Raw genomic sequence first — 20,138 nt, forward strand, 5'->3', positions numbered from 1 at the left:
ACGGGCCCCGCGCTCAAGATCGAGTCGCGGGCGATGTAACTCTTTGAATCAAAACGTGTCCGGATTTCGCCGTTGGCATTCGCCACATTTGTGACGCCGTGCTATAGCGGCTGCCAACGAAGCGGGTCGTGATTTGCGCCAAAGGCGCGGATCGGGCAGAGGGGCCTTGGTGCTGATTCCCTCGGAGCCGGGATGGCTCCCTGAGAAGCCGGGACAACCGCCAGAACGTTACTTGGGGTCTACGATATGAATGCAAAAATGTCCGCAGCCGGCGCGAAGGCCGATATCGGCCGCGCATTGCGCGTCGGCGTGATCGGCGCCGGCGTGATGGGCAGCAACCATGCCCGCGTGCTGGCCGGACTGCCCGGGGTGCTGTTGATCGGCATCGTCGATCCGCTGCCGGAACATCGCACGCGCGCCATCGACCTGGTCGGCTGCCGCGCCTTCGAAAGCCTCGATCAGCTGTTCGCCGAGGGCATCGATGCGGTGACAATCGCAGCCCCCACCCATCTGCATCATGAGATCGCGCTCGCCTGCATCGCGCGCAACATTCACATCCTGGTCGAGAAGCCGGTCGCATCCACGGTCGAAGAGGGCCGCGAGATCGTCGCGGCCGCCGAGCGGGCCGGCGTCACGCTGATGGTCGGCCATGTCGAGCGTTTCAATCCGGCGGTCGCCGCGATCAAGAAGGCGATCTCGGGCGAGGACATCCTGTCGATCGGCATCACCCGGGTCGGCCCGTTCCCGCCGCGAATGTCCAATGTCGGCGTCGTGATCGACCTTGCCGTGCACGACATCGACCTGATCCGCTGGTTCACCGAGTCCGACATCGTCGAGGTGCAGCCGCAGCTCTCGAGCGCTGTCGCCGAGCGCGAGGACATCGCGCTGCTGCAGTTCCGTACCGCTTCCGGCGTGCTTGCCCACATCAACACCAACTGGCTGACGCCGTTCAAGGCGCGCAACGTGACCGTCGCAACCCGCGGCAAGTATGTGATGGGCGATCTGCTCACGCGTCAGGTCACCGAATGTTTCGGCTTCAAGCCGGACGGCAGCTATTCGATGCGTCATCTGCCGGTCGGTCATGACGAGCCGCTGCGCGCCGAGCTGATCGCCTTCCTCGATGCCGTGCGTGGCGGCAAGCTGCCGGCAGTGTCCGGCGACGAGGGCGTGGCGAGCCTCGAGATCGCGATCCGCTGCCTGGAATCGCCCGCCAGGCCCGCCGCCTCGACGATGCGCAAGGGGCCGCGCCGCATCGCCGGCTGATTTTCATTCATTCAACACCTGCAAAGAGCTTCCATGAACCAGCATATGCAGCTTGAGCCCATTCCCTTCATCGATATCGCCGCGCAGCGCCGGCGGCTCGGCAAGTCGATCGATGACGCGGTCGCGCGCGTGCTCGACCATTGCCAGTTCATCAACGGTCCGGAAGTCACCGCGCTGGAGAAGGCGCTGGCGGACTATAGCGGCGCCAAGCATGTGGTGAGCTGTGCCAGCGGCACCGACGCGCTGCTCATGGTCCTGATGGCGAAGAATGTCGGCCCGGGCGATGCGGTGCTGTGCCCGACCTTCACCTTCTGCGCGACCGGCGAGGTCGTGACGCTGACCGGAGCGACGCCGGTTTTCGTCGACGTCGATGAGGAGACCTTCAACATCGACGTCAACTCGCTCAAGCGCGGCATCGCGACGGCGCGCGCGCGCGGGCTGAAGCCGGTCGCCGTGATCCCGGTCGACCTGTTCGGCCAGAGCGCCGATCACGATGCGATCGGCGCGGTCGCCGAGGCCGAGGGGCTTTTCGTACTTGACGATGCCGCGCAGGGCTTTGGCGCAACCTACAAGAACCGCAAGCTCGGCACCTTCGGGCTCGCGACCGGGACCAGCTTCTTCCCGGCCAAGCCGCTCGGCTGCTTCGGCGACGGCGGCGCGATCTTCACCGACGACGAGGAGCTCGCGCGCACCCTGCGCAGCATCCGCGTGCACGGCCAGGGCTCGGACAAGTACGACAATGTGCGGCTCGGCCTCACGGCGCGGCTCGACACCATGCAGGCGGCGATCCTGCTCGAGAAGCTGAAGATTTTCGACGACGAGATCGCGGCGCGCAACAAGGTGGCTGAGCGCTATTCGCGCGCGCTCGGCAACCTCGTCGCGGTGCCGCGCCTTGCGCCGGGCTGTACCTCGGTGTGGGCGCAGTACACCATCCGTTTGTCCGACGGCATCGATCGTGACACCTTCGCGGCGGCCCTGAAGGCGCAGGGCGTCCCGACCATGATCTACTATCCCAAATCGGTGCACCAGCAGACGGCCTACAGCCACTATCCGGTTGCCGACGGCGGCCTGCCGGTCAGCGAGCGCCTGTCCAAGGACGTCATCGCCCTGCCGATGCACCCCTATCTCGACGAGGCGACGCAGGACCGCGTCATCCAGGCTGTGCGCAGCGCGCTACAGGCATGATCCCGAAAAGTGGCTTCCGGTTTTCGGGCAGGAGCATGCCTAAATCGTTAACGGCCTGACAGGAAACTTTTTCGTACCGTAATCATGCGCTAGAAGCAGCGCATGCTTGGGCGCATCTTCACCGTCGGCGGCTATACCCTGCTATCGCGGGTGACCGGGTTCGCACGCGACATCATGCTCGCGGCGATCCTCGGTGCCGGGCCGGTTGCCGACGCCTTCTTCGTGGCGCTGCGGCTGCCCAATCATTTCCGCGCGATCTTTGCCGAAGGCGCCTTCAACGCCGCCTTCGTGCCGGCCTATGCCCATGTCCATGGCGAGCGCGGCGAAGCGTCGGCACGGCTGTTCGCCGACCGCATCTTCACGCTGTTGTTCGCCTCGCAGGTGATCCTGCTGGCGGTGGCGATGGCGTTCATGCCGCAGGCGATGAGCATCCTGGCGCCGGGCTTCACCGAGGACGCGGCGCAGCGCAAGCTCGCGATCGAGCTGACGCGGATCACCTTTCCCTATCTGCTGCTGATCACGCTGGTGACGCTCTATGGCGGCATGCTCAATGTGATGCATCGCTTCGCCAGCGCGGCTGCGGCGCCGATCTTCCTCAACCTCGCCATGATGATGACGCTGGCGCTCGCGGCGTTCTTTCCGAGCGCCGGCCACGCCGCGGCCTGGGGCGTCCTGATCTCGGGCTTCCTGCAATTCTTCCTGCTCGCCGGCGACCTCGCGCGCCATGGCGGCCTGCCGCGGTTCGCGCCCTTGCGGCTCGACGAGGACGTTCGCGGCTTCTTCCGCGCGCTGGGGCCGGCGACGCTGGGCTCGATGGGCACGCAGGTCGCGCTGTTCGCCGATACCATCATCGCGACCTTCCTCCCCGCAGGCGCGCTGTCGGCGCTGTATTATGCCGACCGCCTCAACCAATTGCCGATCGGCGTGATCGGGATCGCGATCGGCACCGTGCTGCTGCCGGAGATGTCGCGGCGGCTGAGCGCCGACGACCACGCCGGCGCGATGGCCGCGCAGCGCCGCGCCTTCGATTTCACGCTGCTGTTCTCGGTGCCGTTCGTGGCGGCGTTCCTGACGGTCGCCGATCCGATCATGCGCGCGATGTTCGCCCGCGGGGCCTTCTCCAAGGCCGATGCCGCAAGCGCCGGCGCCACGCTCGCGGCCTATGCGGTGGGGCTCATTCCCTTCGTGATGATCCGCAGCGCGGTTGCGACCTTCTACGCCCGCAAGGACACCGCAACGCCGGTGAAAGCGGCGCTGACCGGGGTCGCGGTCAACGTCGCGCTGAAGATCGCGCTGGTCGGCACGCTGGCGCAGGTCGGGCTCGCGCTCGCGACCGCGATCGGGGCCTGGGTCAATCTGCTGCTGGTGCTGATGTTTGCCGTGCGCCGCGGCTACCTCGCGCTCGATCGCGCGCTGATCCGCTCGTTCGGCACCTTCGCGCTGTGCGGCGTGCTGCTCGCGGTCGCGCTGTGGCTGACCTCGCATTTCGCGGTGGTGTGGTTCGCGCCGATGCAGATCTTTCGCGACGAACTGATCCTGCTGCTGCTGATTGCGGTAGGCGTCTTCGTCTATGCCCTCTCGATCCTCACGCTGTTCGGCCGCGGCTGGCTGTTCGCGCTCCGCCGCGTATAGTTTTACCTGTCAAATCAAATGCATAGGAGGCGGCTGTGTGATAGCGCCGCGCGTGGCGGAAAGCGGTTTGCGCTTCGCTGACAACCACGCCAATATGCATGCAAACAACCAAGGCAATTGGAGAGACGATGGCAGCTCCCATCAAATTCGGCGTCGGACAAAGTGTGCGGCGCAAGGAGGACGACGCTCTGATTCGCGGCAGGGGCCGCTACACCGACGACGTTGCACCGTCTCCCGCATTGCACGCGCTGATGCTGCGTTCGCCGCATGCGCACGCGACCTACACGATCGATGCCGGCAAGGCCCGCGGCATGCCCGGCGTGGCGCTGATCCTGACCGCGGCCGACGTCGCCGAGCTCGGCGGCCTGCCGTGCCTGTTCAATCTGGAAACCGATCCGTTCACCGCACCGCCTTATCCGATCCTCGCCAAGGACGAGGTGCGCCATGTCGGCGACGCGGTGGCCTTCGTGGTCGCCGATACCGTCGATCATGCCCGTGACGCGATCGAGGCGATCGACGTCAAATGGACGCCGCTGCCGGCGGCGGTCGGCCTCGTCAATGCGGTGAAGAAGGACGCGCCGCAGGTCTGGCCGGACAAGCCCGGCAATGTGCTGTTCGACGTCTCGATCGGCGACAAGAAGGCCGCCGAGGACGCGTTCGCCAAGGCGCATGCGGTGGCCGAGATCACCATCGTCAATCCGCGCGTCATCACCAATTTCATGGAGACGCGCGCCGCGGTCGCGGAATACGACGCCAAGAAGGACCATCTGACGCTGACGATCGGCAGCCAGGGCAGCCACCGCCTGCGCGAGATCCTCTGCGACATGATTCTGAAGATGCCGAAGGAGAACATGCGGGTGATCTGCCCGGATGTCGGCGGCGGTTTCGGCACCAAGCTGTTTCCATATCGCGAATATGCGCTGATCTCGGTCGCCGCGCGCAAGCTCAAGAAGAGCATCAAATGGACGGCCGAGCGCTCCGACCATTTCATGGGCGACGCGCAGGGCCGCGACAATCTCACCACCGCGAAGATGGCGCTCGCCGAGGACGGCAAATTCCTCGGCATGGATGTCGACCTGATGGGCGACATGGGCGCCTATCTCTCGACCTTCGCGCCTTACATCCCGCATGGCGGCGCCGGCATGCTGCCGGGCCTCTATGACATCCAGGCCTTCCACTGCCGGGTCCGCACCGTGTTCACCAACACGGTGCCGGTCGATGCCTATCGCGGCGCCGGCCGCCCGGAGGCCGCCTATGTCATCGAGCGCCTGGTCGATGCCGCCGCGCGCAAGCTCGGCATGACGCCGGACGCCATCCGGCGGAAGAATTTCATTCCGCCGAAGTCGCTGCCCTACACGACTGCGACCGGCAAGGTCTACGACTCCGGCGATTTCGTCGCGCATATGAAGCGTGCGATGGAGATTGCCAACTGGAAGGAATTTCCGAAGCGCGCCAAGGCCGCCAGGAAGGACGGCCTGGTGCGGGGCATCGGCATGGCGAGCTATGTCGAGGTCTGCGGCACCATGGGCGAGGAGACCGCCAATGTGGCGCTCGATCCCAATGGCGATATCTCGGTCCTGATCGGCACGCAGTCGAGCGGGCAGGGCCACCAGACCGCCTATGCGCAGATCGTCGCCGAGCAGTTCGGCGTGCCGCCTGAGCGCGTGCATGTGCTGCAGGGCGATACCGACAAGATCGCGACCGGCCTCGGCACCGGCGGCTCGGCATCGATCCCGTCCGGCGGCGTCAGCGTGCAGCGCGCGACGCATGATCTCGGCAACAAGCTGAAGGAGCTTGCGGCGCAGGCGCTGGAAGCCGGCGCCGGCGATCTCGAGATCGCCGACGGCCGCATCCGCATCGCCGGCACCGACCGCTCGATCAGCTTTGCCGATCTCGCCAAACGCCACGGCGGCGATACGTCGAAGATGAATGCGAGCGCGACCTTCGCCAGCGCCGACGGCACCTATCCGAACGGCACGCATCTCGCCGAGGTCGAGATCGATCCCGCCACCGGCATCATCAAGATCGTCGGCTACGTCATCGTCGACGATTTCGGCGTGACGCTCAATCCGCTGATGCTGGCGGGCCAGGTTCATGGCGGCGCGATGCAGGGCATCGGTCAGGCGCTGATGGAGCAGGCGGTGTACAGCCCGGCCGACGGTCAGCTCGTCACCGGCACGTTCATGGACTATGCGCTGCCGCGCGCCTCCGACGGGCCGTCCTTCGTGTTCGAGACCCATAACGTGCCCTGCACGACCAATCCAATGGGTGTGAAGGGCGCGGGCGAGGCCGGCGCGATCGGCTCGTGCCCGGCGGTCGTCAACGCGATCGTCGAGGGGCTGCATCGCGAGTACAAGATCGACCACATCGACATGCCGGCCACGCCTGAACGGGTCTGGATCGCGATCCGCGAGGCGCAGCGCCGCCATAATCTCTGATAAATTGTCGCAGGCGGAATGAAGATTCCGCCTGCGGTGTTTTGCAAACCAGGCCGGCCGCAGATCGCGGACCGGGACAGAGCGGAATTGAGGGGTTTTGCCGATGAAGCGGATTGTCGTCGTCGCAGCGATGCTTGCGTTGAGTGCAGGGGCGGTGGTGGCCGACCAAAATCAGGTCAAGCAGACCCAGGCCCAGATGAAGGAGACCGGCAAGAATGCGGGCGCGATAGCGGCGATGATCAAGGGCGAGAAGCCCTACGATCAGGCAGCGGTCGATGCCGCGCTGGTGAAGTTCGAAGACACTGCCAAGAAACTGCCGACGCTGTTCCCGGACAGCAGCAAGGGCCTCAAGCCGGATGGCGACTATTCCCCCGCGCCGAAGGTCTGGGAAGACAAGGCGGGCTTCGAGCAGCACATTGCGAGCTACGCCAAGGCGGTCGCCGATACCAAAGGCAAGGTCAAGGACCTCGACACGCTGAAGGCGGAAATGCCGCCGCTGTTCAAGCAGTGCGGCGGCTGCCACGAGACCTATCGCCTCAAGAAGGGCTGATCGCCGTTCGGTCAATGAACTGAAAAGGGCGGACGCTTCGAGGCGTCCGCCCTTTTTTGTGTCGGCCGTTTCTTGTTGGAGCGCGTATGCGACGATTGCTTGGTCGGGATTGCTTGGTGACGGATTAGTTCGTCGCTTGTTACTTCGTCACTTGTTATTTCGTCACCTGGCCGCGGATTTCGCCGCCCGGGTTGGCCGCGGTGTGGACGTTGACATAGTACTTGCCGGCGAGCAGATCGGCGGCCTGCGCGTCGGTCAGCGTTGCGCTGCCTTCGACCGGGCTCGACGTCGCGTTCGGGATCGCGACTGCGACACCGGAATTCTTGCCGGCCTCGGCGGGGCCGTGGAAATGCGCGGCGGTGACCGGGCCCGAGAGGCCGGAATAGGTCACCTTCCAGCTCAACTTCTTGCTGGCGGCATCATAGTCGATGTCGGCGGTGCCGGTGCCGGCGCTGGTATTCGGCGGCACTTCGCTCTTGCTATCCAGCTTCGCCGTGAACTTCTCGGCAAAGGCCGGACCGGCGAGGGCGATGGCGGCGCCGAGCGTCAGCGTGGCAAGCAAGGTCTTGTTCGACATGGTTCTCTCCCCTTTGACGTCACAGGATAGTTGCAATCTTCAAACAGCAGCTTTTCGGATTTATTCCCCAAATGATCGCGGGTGCGGCAAATTTGATGCGAGCTTGTCCGACTGGTTGCCATCATACTGGTCCATGAACTGACGCGACCAATGACGGATCGGTGAATGCTGCGACGAATTTTCCTCCTGGCGATTCTGGCCGGCGTAATCGGCGTTGGCGTGTTCTGGTGGCTGACGATCCCCGCGACCGTTGCCGCCGGCGCGCTGCCAGCCTATCAGCCTGACCTGGCCAACGGCCTCACAACGTTCAATGCTGGAGGATGTTCCTCCTGCCATGCCGTGCCGAAGCAGGACGACCGCACGAGGCTCGGCGGCGGGCTCGCGATCACCTCGCCGTTCGGCACCTTCTATGCGCCGAACATCTCGCCCGACCCGAACGACGGCATCGGCCGCTGGAGCGAGGCCGATTTCGTCACGGCGGTCATGAAGGGCACCTCGCCATCGGGTGCGCACTATTTCCCGGCGTTTCCGTACCCGTCCTATCAGCACGCCAAGGTCAGCGATGTGCGCGACCTGTTCGCCTATCTGAAGACCTTGCCGCCGGTCGCCGGCAAGGTGCGCGACCACGATTTGCCGTTTCCCTTCAACATCAGGCGCAATGTCGGCGTCTGGAAATTGCTGTTCATGAACGGCAAGCCGTTCATCGCGGATGCAAGCCGCTCCGCGCATTGGTATCGCGGCGCCTATCTCGTCAACAGCTTCGGCCATTGCGCCGAGTGCCACAGCCCGCGCAATGTGCTCGGAGGCATCGTCACCGCGCAGCGCTTCGCCGGTGGTCCGAATCCGGAGGGCGAAGGCTGGGTGCCCAACATCACGCCGAGGGGGATCTCGGACTGGAGTGTGAAGGATATCGCCTATTTCCTCGAGAGCGGCCAGACGCCGGACGGTGATAGCGCGGGCGGGTCCATGGTGCGCGTGATCCGCAACACCTCGCAACTCTCGTCGTCCGACCGCGACGCGATCGCCGAATACATCAAGTCGCTGCCCCCGGTCGAGGGACCGCCGAAGCCGGTGAAGAAAGAGAAGGAGTCAGCGGGATGAGTTTTGGTTGAACCGGCTCGCCGCGGTTTCACCTCTCCCAAGGAGAGGTGAACTCTCGACGTCGTTCAAGCTCGACCCAATCTCATCATGCTGTCGTGGGCGCGATCTACTTCGCGCCGAACGCCTTGAAGGTGATGATGGTGAGCGTGTCCTGGATGCCCGGGATCACCTGAACCTTCTCGTTGATGAAATGGCCGATGTCGGTGTCGTGGTCGACGTAGAACTTGACCAGGAGGTCGTAATTGCCCGCGGTGGAATAGATCTCGGACGCAATCTCGGCCTCCGCCAGCGCGTTGGCGACGGTGTAGGACTGGCCGAGCTTGCATTTGATCTGGACGAAGAAAGGAACCATCAAAGTCGTCTCCGGGGATTTCCGCGACTATAGGCCCAAAACGGGCGGCCAAGGCAAGGGGACAAGAGCGGGCAAGGCAGCGTCAGGGCAAAGCCAACCCGCGGTAAAGTCAGGCGAACTTGCCGTCGATCCGCGGCCGGGCTAGGACAGGCCATGGTCTTGTTCGCGATGGTCGCATTCGTATCAACCGCCGGTGCTGCACGATGACGCCGGTCGCGCTCACCATTGCCGGCTCGGACTCCTCGGGCGGGGCGGGTATCCAGGCCGACCTCAAGAGCTTTGCCGCGCTCGGGGTCTATGGCGCCTCCGCGATCACGGCGCTGACTGCGCAGAACACCAAGGGGGTCAGCGGCATCCATCCGGTGCCCGCTTCATTCGTCACCGCCCAGATCGACGCGGTGTTCTCCGATCTCGAGGTCGGCGCGGTCAAGATCGGCATGGTGGCGCAGGCCGAGACGATCGCGGCGATCGCCGATGGGCTGAGGCGCTGGGCGCCGCGCCATGTCGTGCTCGATCCGGTGATGGTCGCAACCTCGGGCGATCGGCTGCTTGCCGCCGAGGCGGTCGATGCGCTGAAGACCCTGCTGTTTCCGCTGGCCTCGCTGATCACGCCGAACCTGCCGGAAGCGGCGGCGCTGCTCAACGAGCCGGTCGCCGAGAGCGAGGCCGACGTCGAGCGACAAGGCAAGCGATTGCTGGCGATGGGATGTCGCGCGGTGCTGGTCAAGGGCGGCCACGGCCACGGCGCCGACAGCATCGACTATCTGATCGACGCCGAGCGCAGCATCGCGCTGGCTGCGCCGCGCATTGCGACCGCCAATACGCATGGCACCGGCTGCTCGCTGTCCTCGGCAATCGCAGCAGGGCTCGCGAAGGGCGAGAGCATGGAGACCTCCGTGCTCAACGCCAAGGCCTGGATTACTGAAGCAATCGCCGCTGCCGATCGTTTTGCCATCGGCCACGGGCATGGGCCGGTGCATCACTTTCACAAATATTATTGAGGCTCTTGTAGCCCGGATGGAGCGCAGCGAAATCCGGGAGCGCGCCATCCGCGCATGCAAGACCCCGGATTGCGCTTCGCTTCATCCGGGCTACGCATTCATCGCTGCTTCGTTGTCCGCCACGATATGCAGGCAACACAACACCTCTTCCCCGCAGTCGCGGCCGCCGATGTCGCCAGATTGTCGCACGCTGCTGTTATCCGCAGGGCAGGGGCGTGCTGCTGATTCTCGTTAACTGTTTGTGGGGCCTTGGGTCGCGGGGATCGTCATCGCCTTGTCACAGGAATCTGTTAGGTGCACAGGCATGGGAAGTGACTCCTTGAGTGAAGAAAGTCCCGAGCGGCACTTTCGCACTTTGTTTATCTCCGATGTCCATCTCGGAGCCCGCGGTTCGCAAGCCGACCGCCTGCTGGACTTCCTCCGCTCTCACGATGCCGACACGATCTACCTCGTTGGTGATATCGTCGACGGCTGGGCGCTGAAGTCGAACTGGTACTGGCCGCAGACCCATAACGATTTCGTGCAGAAGATGCTGCGCAAGGCGCGCAAGGGCGCCAAGGTGATCTACGTCCCGGGCAACCACGACGAGTTCCTGCGCAAATATTACGGCACGCATTTCGGCGGCATCGACGTGGTGGAGAACACGGTTCACACCGGCGCCGACGGCAAGCGCTACCTCGTGATCCACGGCGACATTTTCGATCTCGTGGTGCAGAACGCGCGCTGGCTCGCCCATCTCGGCGACAAGGCCTACGACTTCGCGATCCAGATGAATCGCTTCGTCAACTTCTTCCGCAAGATGTTCGGCGTGCCGTACTGGTCGCTGTCGCAATGGGCCAAGCTGAAGGTCAAGAAGGCGGTGAACTATATCGGCGCGTTCGAGGCGACGCTTGCCGGCGAGGCGCGGCGCCACGGCTGCGACGGCGTGATCTGCGGCCACATCCACTACGCGACGATTCATGACGAGCACGGCATCCGCTACATGAATTGCGGCGACTGGGTGGAGAGCTGCACCGCGCTCGCCGAGCACGAGGACGGCCATTTCGAGATCATCACCTGGACCGACCCGGTGCGCCGGATCGCGCCAGTTCCGCGAGTGACGGCACGCGCTGCATGACGCATATCCTGGTCGCGACCGATGCGTGGCATCCCCAGGTCAACGGGGTTGTCCGCACGCTGACCATGATGGCGCAGGCGGCGAAATCGCTCGGCGTCGAGGTGAGCTTCCTGACGCCGGACGAGTTCCGCACCTTCGCGATGCCGAGCTATCGCGATCTCCGGCTGGCGCTGCCCTACCGGGCCAAGGTGGCAAGTCTGATCGAGGCGGCGAGGCCCGACAGCATCCATATCGCGACCGAGGGCCCGATCGGGCTTGCGGTGCGCCGCTATTGCCGCAAGCGCGGCCTGCCGTTCACGACGAGCTTCCATACCCGCTTCCCCGAATACGTCTCGGCGCGGACGCCTGTCCCGGAAGCCTGGGTGTGGCGCGCATTGCGCTGGTTCCACCGGCCGAGCCGGGCGGTGATGGCGGCGACCCCGGCGCTGGCGGCCGAGTTGCGTCAGCGCGGCTTCCGCAACGTGGTGCTGTGGTCGCGGGGCGTCGATACTGCGCTGTTCCATCCGCGCGATGTCGATCTCTGCCTGCCGCAGCCGGTCTATCTCAGCGTCGGCCGGGTGGCGGTGGAGAAAAATCTTGAGGCCTTTCTTGACCTCGATTTGCCGGGAACCAAGGTCGTGGTCGGCGACGGCCCGGCGCGGGCGGCGCTGGAGCGGAAATATCCGGACGCCGTGTTCCTCGGCGCCCGCCATGGAGAAGAATTGGCTGAGATCTACGCGGCGGCCGATGTGTTCGTTTTCCCGAGCCGGACCGATACGTTCGGTCTGGTGCTGCTTGAAGCGTTGGCGAGCGGCTTGCCGGTTGCCGCTTTTCCGGTCACCGGTCCCCGCGACGTGATCGGCGCGGCGCCGGTCGGTGTGCTCGACGAGGATTTGCGCCATGCCTGCCTCGAGGCGCTCAGCATTCCGCGGCAGGCCTGCGTTGATTTCGCCGCGCTCCACACCTGGCAGGCGTCGGCCCGGGTGTTCATCGACCGTTGCATGAACGTCCGTCCTGCGCCGCCGGATGGCGAGGGGGAGGCGTTCGAATTTGGTGCCGAAGAGCACCATTTCGCCGTCCTGCCGACACCTCAGCCAAGCTCACGCTAGTTGGGTCACGCTAAAGCGTCTTGCCCGCCAGCCCGTCGCCGCGATACAAATCGCGAATGACGGACACCGTTCTCAATCCACCCGTCGCTGCCGCGGACATCGATGCCGCCGCAAGGGTGGTCGCGCCGTTCGCGGTGCGCACGCCGCTCCTGACCTTCCCCGTTCTCAACGAACGCGTCGGCACCCAGGTCTTCCTCAAGCCCGAAATGCTGCAGCGGACCGGATCGTTCAAGTTTCGCGGCGCCTTCAACAAGCTCGCCTCGATCCCGCAGGACAAGCGGAGCGGCGGCGTCGTCGCGTTCTCCTCGGGCAACCACGCCCAGGGCGTCGCCGCGGCGGCCAAGATCCTGAACATGCAGGCGACCATCGTGATGCCTGCGGACTCGCCGATCACCAAGCGCGAGCGCACCAAATCCTATGGCGCCGAAGTCGTGCTCTACGACCGCGATCGCGACGACCGCGAGGCGATCGCCAACGGCATTGCCGGCAAGCGCGGCGCGACCTTGGTGCGCCCCTACGACGATCCCTTCGTGATCGCGGGCCAGGGCACCGCCGGCCGCGAGATCGCCGAGGACATGGCCGCGCTCGGACTGACGCCGGACATCGTGGTCGCGCCGGCTTCAGGCGGCGGATTGATCGCCGGCGTCGCAACCGCGGTGAAGGCGAAATATCCGCAGGCCCAGGTGATCGTCGCCGAGCCCGCGGGCTATGACGATCACGCCCTGTCACTCAAGGTAGGACATCGCGAGGCGCATCCGGTCGCGGCGCGGACCATCTGCGATGCGCTGATGGCGATGATGCCGGGCGAGCTCACCTTTGCCATCAACAGCAAGCTGCTGGCGAACGGTGTCAACGCCACCGATGACGAAGTCGGCGCCGCCGTTGCCTTCGCCTATCGCGAGCTGAAGCTCGTGGTCGAGCCGGGCGGCGCGGTCGGGCTCGCCGCGCTGCTTGCGGGACGGATCGACGCCAAGGGCAAGAACGTCGTCATCGTGCTCTCGGGCGGCAATATCGACACCGACCTGTTCGCGAAACTCGTTGCCTGACACCGGGTTAGGCACAGATGCTGCCGCGGTACATGAGCCGGCTCACGTTGCGCGTGCGGTCCATGGAACATGAATGCTTCGCGCGCCTCGCGTCGTGCGCGGGTCAAGCCCGGCAATGAGAGGATATGAAAAGTCTAGGTTACGAGAAGAACGCGATCTTCTCGGCCTGGCTCATGCGGCGGATCGGCGCGAGTGGATCGTTGGCCGCGACGCTTGGCCTTTTCAGAAGACCGCTGGCGATGATCGTCGAGCCGAGTGAGATCTCCGCTGCGGGAGCAGGGGCAGGCTCAACGGCGGGCGGGAGAGGTGGCGGCATCACCAGAGTCTCGGCAATCGCCGCTGCCGCTCGCGGTGGCGGCTCCATCTTGACCTCGACCTTCGGCGCGGGCGCCGGTGCAGGCTCAGGCTGAATGGCTGGCGCAACCATTTCCGGCTCGGCGGCCATCGCCTCGGCGACACGCATCTCCTCGGCGGCGCGCATTTCCTCCGCGATCGCCTCTTCGTCGATGGGATCGGGCGCACCCATCTCCATCGCGATGAGGTCGAGCACCGCCTCGTCATGGGCGTCGGCCGTCGCTTCGTCGGTGACGCGGGCGAGTTCTGCGGCCTCGGCTTCGGCCAGCGCGGCTTCAGCCTTGATCCAGGCTTCGCTCGGCTGCGGCATCACGGCTGCAGCGGCCTCCTGAGGCGGCGCTGGCGGCGTAGCGGCCATATCGGGGGCTGCACTTTCGGCCACCGGTGGCGGCGCCGCGGGGGCCGCTGCCGGCGGCTCCGCAACCGGCGCCTCGGCCACATCAGGCTCGGCCGCAGGCGTCGCCGCCTTGTCCGGATCGAACTCGCTCAGGCGGCGCGCCAGCGCAGCGAAGCCGGCATCCAGCACGGCCTTGGCATCGTCCATCGAGACCTCGGCGGCGCCAGCCTCGATCGCGCTAACTTGCGAATCGATGATGTCGCAGATCCGGCCGTCATTGCCGATCTCGCGCAGCCGCCAGGAGATCTCCCTGATCACCCGCACGCCCTTGCGCACCGGCGCGAGGCTCTGCTCAAAGCTGATGCCGTCGAGCGCGGCGATGGCCGAGGCCTGGGCGGCCTCGATTGCGCCGCGCAGGGCGGCCAGCGCCTGCGCCAGCTGCTCGTCCCTGATCGCCGCTGCGGCGGCTTGCCGCTGCGCGCTGAGGCTTTCCTCGATCCGCGCCACCGCATCGAGCACCATGCGGGTATCGGCATTGCGGTTGCGCTTGGCGTATTCGCCGAGGAACCAGCGGCCCCGCGAAGTCTCCATGAAGGCCGCGCTGATCGCGGCATAGTCCTCCTCGCTCGGCAGGGCCGCGCGGGCGGATATCGGCGACAGGGCGAATGCTTCTTCGGCCATCACAATCTCTCCGCGCAAATCACTGCGCGTTACGCTAACGATCACCACGATATCGCGCGAATCGCAATTGAATTGATGTCTTCCGAATCACAAATCCCCATCGCAGCAAAGGTTGCATCGCGGCGATTCGCGAACCGACTCGCGGCATTCTACGCCACGCTGTTCGGCATGACCGGGGTTCACCTGCCGTTTTTCACGGTGTGGCTGAAGGCGATCGGCATCGACGCCACCTGGATCGGCATCATCACCGCGGTGCCGCCGGTGACGCGCTTCACCGTGCTGCCGCTGGTCACCGCGGCGGCGGAACGGCGCCAGATGCTGCGCGGCGCGATCATCGCCACCGGATTCGCAACAGCGTTCGGCTTTGCCGTGATCGGCACCCAGCACCAGCCGTTCGTGCTGCTGGCGATCTATGCGCTGACCTGCTGCGTCTGGACCCCGATGGTGCCGCTCACCGACGCCTATGCGCTGCGCGGCGTCAGGCAATTCGGCCTCAACTACGGACCGCTGCGGCTCTGGGGCTCGGCCGCCTTCGCGGTCTGCGCGCTGGTGAGCGGCTTCCTGCTCCGCTATGTCGCGGAGGTCGACCTGATCTGGATCGTCACGGCCGTGACGATGCTCGGCGCGCTGGTCGGGCTGACGCTGCGGCCGCTGGGCCGTCCAGTGGCTGCCGTCACACCTGCGGCCGGCGCGCCAAAACTGCTGCGCAATCCCACCTTCCTCGCCATCATCGTATCCTCGGCGCTGATCCAGGGCAGCCACGGCGCCTATTACATCTTCGCATCGATCGCCTGGCAGCAGGCCGGCTTCAGCGGCCTGACGATCGCTTGTCTCTGGGTGCTCGGCGTGATCGCCGAGATCGTGCTGTTTGCGGCCTCGCCGCGCTTCACGCTGCCGTCGGCTGTGCTGGTGATGATCGCGGCGTCCAGTGCCGCGGCGCGCTGGGCGATCACCGCGCAGGACCCGCCGCTTGCGGTGCTTGCAGTTGTGCAGCTCGGACACGGGCTGAGCTTCGGCCTGACGCAGGTCGGCATCATGGGCCTGATGGTGCATCACGTGCCGGTTCACGTGATGGCGCGCGCGCAAGGCTATCTCACCGCCTGCGGCGGCATTGTCGCGAGCACCACGGCGATCGTCAGCGGCATGGTCTATGCGCGCTTCGGGCTCGGCGTCTACGACATGATGGCCGCAATGGCGGCCACGGGCGGGCTCGTGATGTGGCTGGCGCGCAAGCGTCTCACCGATTAGCCCCAGAGCCCGGCGTCGGGCGGATAGACCAGGCTGCCCTCGTAGCGCAGGCCGTGGTCGCGGTCCTTCGCCAGCAGCAGCGGGCCGTCGAGGTCGACGAAGCGTGCCTGCTGCGCGATCAGCATCGCCGGCGCCATCGCAAGCGAGGTCGCGACCATGCAGCCGATCATGATCTCGAAGCCGAGCGCACGGGCGGCATCCGCCATCGCAAGCGCTTCGGTCAGGCCGCCGGTCTTGTCGAGCTTGATGTTGACGGCGTCATAGCGGCCGCGCAGGCCGGCAAGCGAGGCGCGGTCGTGCACGCTCTCGTCGGCGCAGACCGTGAGCGGGCGCTGGATCCGCGCCAGCGCCTCGTCCTTGCCCGCCGGCAGCGGCTGCTCGATCAGGGTGACGCCGGCATCGGCGCAGGCCGCGAGATTGGCGGCGAGGTTGTCCTCGGTCCAGGCTTCGTTGGCGTCGACGATCAATTCGGATCGAGGCGCCGCCTTGCGCACGGCGGCGATCCGTGCGCCGTCGCCATCGCCGCCGAGCTTGATCTTGAGCAACTGACGATGCGCAGCCTTTGCGGTGGCCTCCGCCATCGCCTCGGGCGTCCCGAGCGAGATCGTATAGGCGGTGGTGCGCGGCTCCGGCGCGGGCCGGCCGAGCAGGTTCCAGATCCGTTTGCCGGCGCGTTTGGCCTCAAGGTCCGCCAGCGCGCAATCCAGCGCATTGCGGGCGGCGCCGGCGGGCATCCGGGCCTGCAAGGCGATGCGGTCCATGCCGCCGGCGAGCGGCGCCTGCATCGCCTGGATCGCGTGCAGCGTCGCCTCGGGCGTTTCGCCATAGCGCGGGTAGGGCACGCATTCGCCGCGGCCAATGAGGCCGCCCTGGCTTGCCTCGGTGACCACGACGATGGCCTCGGTCTTGGCGCCGCGGCTGATCGTGAAGGTCCCTGCGATCGGCCAGCGCTCGATCCGACCGGTCAGGGAAATCGCTCCGGATGGGGTGGAAGTCATTTTAAAGTCTACTATTTCCTGAACCGTAGCTTGCGACGCGCAGCCAACTATGGCTGTTTAGCGGCAGATTCGACAAGCCGATCCGGCAGCGCCGGAGATCAGCGTTAGCGGCAGCCAGCCGGCTTGAGGGGTAGGCAAAAGGTGAGCGGCGACCCGACACTGGAGCGGATAGCCCAAGGCGAAGGACTGGCGTTGTGTGCGGCGGGCAACTGGACCGCCCGCTTTGCCTCTGCGCTCGAGCGTATCGTCTCCGACGCGGAGAAGCTGCGCGGCAGCCGGCCGCACATCTTCATCGACGTGTCGCAGGTCGCGAGCCTCGACACCTTCGGCGCCTGGCTGATTGAGCGGCTGCGCCGTAGCCTCAGCGACGCCGGCGCGGAAGCCGAGATCGCGGGCCTGTCGGCCAATTATTCCAGCCTGGTCGACGAGGTCCGCCGCGTCGGTCCCGCGCCCAGGGTCGTCAGCGACCGGCTGTCGATATCAGGCATGCTCGAGCAGATCGGGCGCACCGTGGCCGGGATCGGCGGCACGATCATCGGCCTCGTCGACATGCTCGGCGCGGTGCTGGTGGCCGCGGGCAAGGTGCTGATCCATCCGCGCAGCTTCCGCCTGACCTCGACGGTGCATCACCTCGAACAGGTGTGCTGGCGCGCGGTGCCGATCGTGGTGCTGATCACCTTCCTGATCGGCTGCATCATCTCGCAGCAGGGCATCTTCCATTTCCGCAGGTTCGGCGCCGACATCTTCGTCGTCGACATGCTGGGCGTCCTGGTGCTGCGCGAGATCGGCGTGCTGCTGGTCGCGATCATGGTCGCGGGCCGTTCCGGCTCGGCCTATACCGCCGAGCTCGGCTCGATGAAGATGCGCGAGGAGATCGACGCGCTGCGTACCATGGGTTTCGATCCGATCGAGGTCCTGATCCTGCCGCGCATGCTGGCGCTGGTGCTGGCGCTGCCGATCCTGGCCTTTCTCGGCGCGATGGCCGCGCTCTATGGCGGCGGCCTGGTGGCCTGGCTCTATGGCGGCGTCGATCCGGAGGCCTTCCTGCTCCGCCTTCGTGATGCCATATCGATCGACCATTTCATCGTCGGCATGGTCAAGGCGCCGGTCATGGCGGCGGTGATCGGTATCGTCGCTTGCGTCGAAGGCCTGGCGGTGCAGGGCTCGGCGGAGTCGCTCGGACAGCACACCACCGCATCGGTGGTGAAAGGGATCTTCTTCGTGATCGTGATGGACGGCGTGTTCGCGATCTTCTTCGCCTCGATCGGGATGTGATCATGGCGGAAGAGGACAACGACGCCATCATCCGGGTCCGCGACATTACCGTTCAATTCGGCAATACGCGGGTGCTCGACGGCCTCAACCTCGACGTCAGGCGCGGCGAGATCCTCGGCTTCGTCGGGCCCTCGGGCGCCGGCAAGTCGGTGCTGACGCGCACCATCATCGGGCTCGTGCCGAAAGTCGCCGGCCGCATCGAAGTGTTCGGTGTCGATCTCGACGCCGCGAGCTCATCGCAGCGCCGTGCCGTCGAGCGCCGCTGGGGCATCCTGTTCCAGCAGGGCGCGCTGTTCTCCTCGCTGACGGTGCGCCAGAACATCCAGTTTCCGGCGCGCGAATATCTGCGCGTCTCGCAGCGGCTGCTCGACGAGATCATGGTGGCGAAACTCGTGATGGTCGGGCTGAAGCCGGAAGTCGCCGATCGTTATCCGTCGGAATTGTCGGGCGGCATGATCAAGCGCGTCGCGCTGGCGCGCGCACTCGCGCTCGATCCCGAACTCGTGTTTCTCGACGAGCCGACCTCGGGTCTCGATCCGATCGGCGCCGGCGAGTTTGACGAGCTGGTGCGCACCCTGCAGCGCACTTTGGGGCTGACCGTTTTCATGGTAACGCACGATCTCGACAGTCTTTACACCGCGTGCGACCGTATCGCCGTTTTAGGGAACGGTAAGATCATTGCTGCAGGATCGATCGCCGACATGAAGGCATCGCAGCATCCATGGCTGCAGCAATATTTCAACGGCAAGCGCGCCCGTGCCGTTGTGGCCTAGCCCATGATCCCGAAACCTGGAGCCGATTTTCGGACGAAATCATGCGCCAACAGGGAATTCGACGGGCTCGAACGCAGGCTGACTGCGCGAGAGCCCAGAGTAATTAACGCGAGCAGTTGATGGAAACGCGGGCGAACTACGTCTTGATCGGGGCTTTCACGCTGGCGGTGATCGCCGCCGCGTTCGGCTTCGTGCTGTGGTTCCAGAGCCTCCACACCACCAAGCAGCGCAGCCCCTTGCGGGTGATCTTCGAAGGGCCGGCGTCAGGCCTGCGCAATGGCGGCAATGTCAATTTTAACGGTATTCGGATAGGGGAAGTGGTCTCGGTGAAGCTCGACAACCCGCGACGCGTGGTCGCGCTGGCGATGATCGAGAACAACGCACCGCTCCGCAAGGACACCCTGGTCGGTCTCGAGTTCCAGGGTCTCACCGGCGTCGCCGCGATTTCGCTCAAGGGCGGCGAGGAGGCCGCCCCGCCGGTGCCGCTGGACGAGGACGGCATCCCGGTTCTGACCGCCGACCCGAATGCGCTGCAGGACGTCACCGAGGCGATCCGCGCCACCCTGCAAAACGTCAACCGCATCGTCGCCGACAATCAGCAGTCGGTGAAGAACTCGCTGAAGAATCTCGAGGTCTTCACCCAGGCGCTGGCGCGCAATTCCGAGAAGATCGACAACGTCATGCTCAAGGTCGACGGCGTGATGGGCAAGGCCGACAGCCTGATGCTGGGCCTCAATGCGATCGCGGGCGGCAACAATGGCAGCGAGCTGAACCTGATGGTGAAGTCGATCCGCGAGCTCGCCGAGGATCTCGACAAGCGCTCCAATCTCCTGATCAACGACGGCCGCAGGACGCTGTCCGACATCAGCCGCGCGGTGAATAATTTCGACCGCAATCCGAGCCGGGTGATCTTCGGCGGCAGCAACAACGCCGCACCCGAACCCGCGCCGGCACCTGCCACCGCGCCCGGGCCGCGGCGGCGGCAATGACGTGACGGCCGAATGGTGCGTGGCGAATAGCGAATAGGGTTCGCCGCACCGCTGGTTGTTACGTCATTCCGGGGCGGTCCGCAGGACCGAACCCGGAATCTTGAGATTCCGGGTTCGATGCCTTGCATCGCCC

Annotated in this window: 18 protein-coding genes; 14 read left to right on the forward strand and 4 right to left on the reverse strand. The window is 65.6% G+C overall.

Annotation, left to right across the window (positions count from 1 at the left end; translation table 11 throughout):
- Nucleotides 1-258 precede the first annotated feature (258 nt).
- From PMN64_RS14105 to PMN64_RS14125, 5 genes are all read left to right on the forward strand, one after another.
- Entirely contained in the window at nucleotides 259-1,263 is a 1,005-nt protein-coding gene (locus PMN64_RS14105) for a Gfo/Idh/MocA family oxidoreductase (RefSeq protein ID WP_141713452.1), read from the forward strand.
- Between the two features lie 33 nt (nucleotides 1,264-1,296).
- Nucleotides 1,297-2,448 carry a DegT/DnrJ/EryC1/StrS family aminotransferase gene (locus tag PMN64_RS14110; protein WP_411781107.1) on the forward strand — a complete coding sequence of 384 codons (1,152 nt, stop codon included), beginning with the start codon at nucleotides 1,297-1,299 and terminating at the stop codon, nucleotides 2,446-2,448.
- Nucleotides 2,449-2,550: 102 nt separating this feature from the next.
- On the forward strand, nucleotides 2,551-4,080 hold the full coding sequence (murJ, locus tag PMN64_RS14115) for a murein biosynthesis integral membrane protein MurJ (protein ID WP_411781108.1): 1,530 nt from the start codon (nucleotides 2,551-2,553) through the stop codon (nucleotides 4,078-4,080).
- A gap of 128 nt (nucleotides 4,081-4,208) precedes the next feature.
- Nucleotides 4,209-6,518 carry a xanthine dehydrogenase family protein molybdopterin-binding subunit gene (locus PMN64_RS14120; RefSeq protein ID WP_411781109.1) on the forward strand — a complete coding sequence of 770 codons (2,310 nt, stop codon included), beginning with the start codon at nucleotides 4,209-4,211 and terminating at the stop codon, nucleotides 6,516-6,518.
- Between the two features lie 103 nt (nucleotides 6,519-6,621).
- On the forward strand, nucleotides 6,622-7,068 hold the full coding sequence (locus PMN64_RS14125) for a c-type cytochrome (protein ID WP_304496181.1): 447 nt from the start codon (nucleotides 6,622-6,624) through the stop codon (nucleotides 7,066-7,068).
- 154 nt (nucleotides 7,069-7,222) lie between these two features.
- Here PMN64_RS14125 and PMN64_RS14130 read toward each other — a convergent pair whose 3' ends face one another.
- Nucleotides 7,223-7,645 (reverse strand): CHRD domain-containing protein, encoded by a 423-nt coding sequence (locus PMN64_RS14130; RefSeq protein WP_028341629.1) that lies wholly within the window; start codon nucleotides 7,643-7,645, stop codon nucleotides 7,223-7,225.
- Nucleotides 7,646-7,810: 165 nt separating this feature from the next.
- Between PMN64_RS14130 and PMN64_RS14135 the strand changes: the two genes are divergently transcribed.
- On the forward strand, nucleotides 7,811-8,746 hold the full coding sequence (locus PMN64_RS14135) for a c-type cytochrome (protein WP_209911139.1): 936 nt from the start codon (nucleotides 7,811-7,813) through the stop codon (nucleotides 8,744-8,746).
- A 106-nt stretch (nucleotides 8,747-8,852) separates the two neighbouring features.
- Here PMN64_RS14135 and PMN64_RS14140 read toward each other — a convergent pair whose 3' ends face one another.
- Nucleotides 8,853-9,098, reverse strand: a complete 246-nt coding sequence (locus PMN64_RS14140) for an Lrp/AsnC ligand binding domain-containing protein (RefSeq protein WP_016845986.1) — start codon at nucleotides 9,096-9,098, stop codon at nucleotides 8,853-8,855.
- 203 nt (nucleotides 9,099-9,301) lie between these two features.
- On the opposite strand from PMN64_RS14140, the gene thiD reads away from it, so the two are divergent.
- The 4 genes from thiD (at nucleotide 9,302) to PMN64_RS14160 (ending at nucleotide 13,350) form a co-directional block, all read left to right on the forward strand.
- Entirely contained in the window at nucleotides 9,302-10,099 is a 798-nt protein-coding gene (gene thiD, locus PMN64_RS14145) for a bifunctional hydroxymethylpyrimidine kinase/phosphomethylpyrimidine kinase (protein ID WP_411781110.1), read from the forward strand.
- A 304-nt stretch (nucleotides 10,100-10,403) separates the two neighbouring features.
- Nucleotides 10,404-11,216 carry a UDP-2,3-diacylglucosamine diphosphatase gene (locus PMN64_RS14150; protein WP_026193024.1) on the forward strand — a complete coding sequence of 271 codons (813 nt, stop codon included), beginning with the start codon at nucleotides 10,404-10,406 and terminating at the stop codon, nucleotides 11,214-11,216.
- The gene (locus tag PMN64_RS14155) at nucleotides 11,213-12,304 is read left to right on the forward strand and encodes a glycosyltransferase family 4 protein (RefSeq protein ID WP_411781111.1); all 1,092 of its coding nucleotides are present in this window, start codon (nucleotides 11,213-11,215) and stop codon (nucleotides 12,302-12,304) included. Before PMN64_RS14150 ends, PMN64_RS14155 begins: the two co-directional genes overlap by 4 nt.
- A 56-nt stretch (nucleotides 12,305-12,360) precedes the next feature.
- The gene (locus PMN64_RS14160; protein WP_411781112.1) at nucleotides 12,361-13,350 is read left to right on the forward strand and encodes a threonine/serine dehydratase; all 990 of its coding nucleotides are present in this window, start codon (nucleotides 12,361-12,363) and stop codon (nucleotides 13,348-13,350) included.
- A gap of 139 nt (nucleotides 13,351-13,489) precedes the next feature.
- Here the strand turns inward: PMN64_RS14160 and PMN64_RS14165 are convergent, their stop codons facing one another.
- Nucleotides 13,490-14,722 (reverse strand): hypothetical protein, encoded by a 1,233-nt coding sequence (locus tag PMN64_RS14165; protein WP_411781113.1) that lies wholly within the window; start codon nucleotides 14,720-14,722, stop codon nucleotides 13,490-13,492.
- Nucleotides 14,723-14,797: 75 nt separating this feature from the next.
- Between PMN64_RS14165 and PMN64_RS14170 the strand changes: the two genes are divergently transcribed.
- Nucleotides 14,798-15,970, forward strand: coding sequence for an MFS transporter (locus tag PMN64_RS14170; protein ID WP_411781114.1), 1,173 nt, complete (start codon nucleotides 14,798-14,800; stop codon nucleotides 15,968-15,970).
- On the opposite strand, the gene dgcA is transcribed toward PMN64_RS14170, so the two are convergent.
- Nucleotides 15,967-16,968, reverse strand: a complete 1,002-nt coding sequence (dgcA, locus tag PMN64_RS14175; RefSeq protein WP_411781115.1) for an N-acetyl-D-Glu racemase DgcA — start codon at nucleotides 16,966-16,968, stop codon at nucleotides 15,967-15,969. The two genes, PMN64_RS14170 and dgcA, sit on opposite strands and share 4 nt — an antisense overlap.
- 141 nt (nucleotides 16,969-17,109) lie before the next feature.
- Between dgcA and PMN64_RS14180 the strand changes: the two genes are divergently transcribed.
- The 3 genes from PMN64_RS14180 to PMN64_RS14190 all read left to right on the forward strand — a co-directional run bounded on the left by PMN64_RS14180 (nucleotide 17,110) and on the right by PMN64_RS14190 (nucleotide 20,005).
- Nucleotides 17,110-18,243 carry an MlaE family ABC transporter permease gene (locus tag PMN64_RS14180; RefSeq protein ID WP_411781116.1) on the forward strand — a complete coding sequence of 378 codons (1,134 nt, stop codon included), beginning with the start codon at nucleotides 17,110-17,112 and terminating at the stop codon, nucleotides 18,241-18,243.
- Between the two features lie 2 nt (nucleotides 18,244-18,245).
- The gene (locus PMN64_RS14185; protein WP_168855021.1) at nucleotides 18,246-19,016 is read left to right on the forward strand and encodes an ABC transporter ATP-binding protein; all 771 of its coding nucleotides are present in this window, start codon (nucleotides 18,246-18,248) and stop codon (nucleotides 19,014-19,016) included.
- Nucleotides 19,017-19,135: 119 nt separating this feature from the next.
- Nucleotides 19,136-20,005 carry an MlaD family protein gene (locus tag PMN64_RS14190; protein ID WP_028341638.1) on the forward strand — a complete coding sequence of 290 codons (870 nt, stop codon included), beginning with the start codon at nucleotides 19,136-19,138 and terminating at the stop codon, nucleotides 20,003-20,005.
- Nucleotides 20,006-20,138: the final 133 nt, after the last annotated feature.

The sequence above is a fragment of the Bradyrhizobium sp. UFLA01-814 genome (assembly GCF_046718885.1).
Taxonomy (GTDB): Bacteria; Pseudomonadota; Alphaproteobacteria; order Rhizobiales; family Xanthobacteraceae; genus Bradyrhizobium; species Bradyrhizobium elkanii.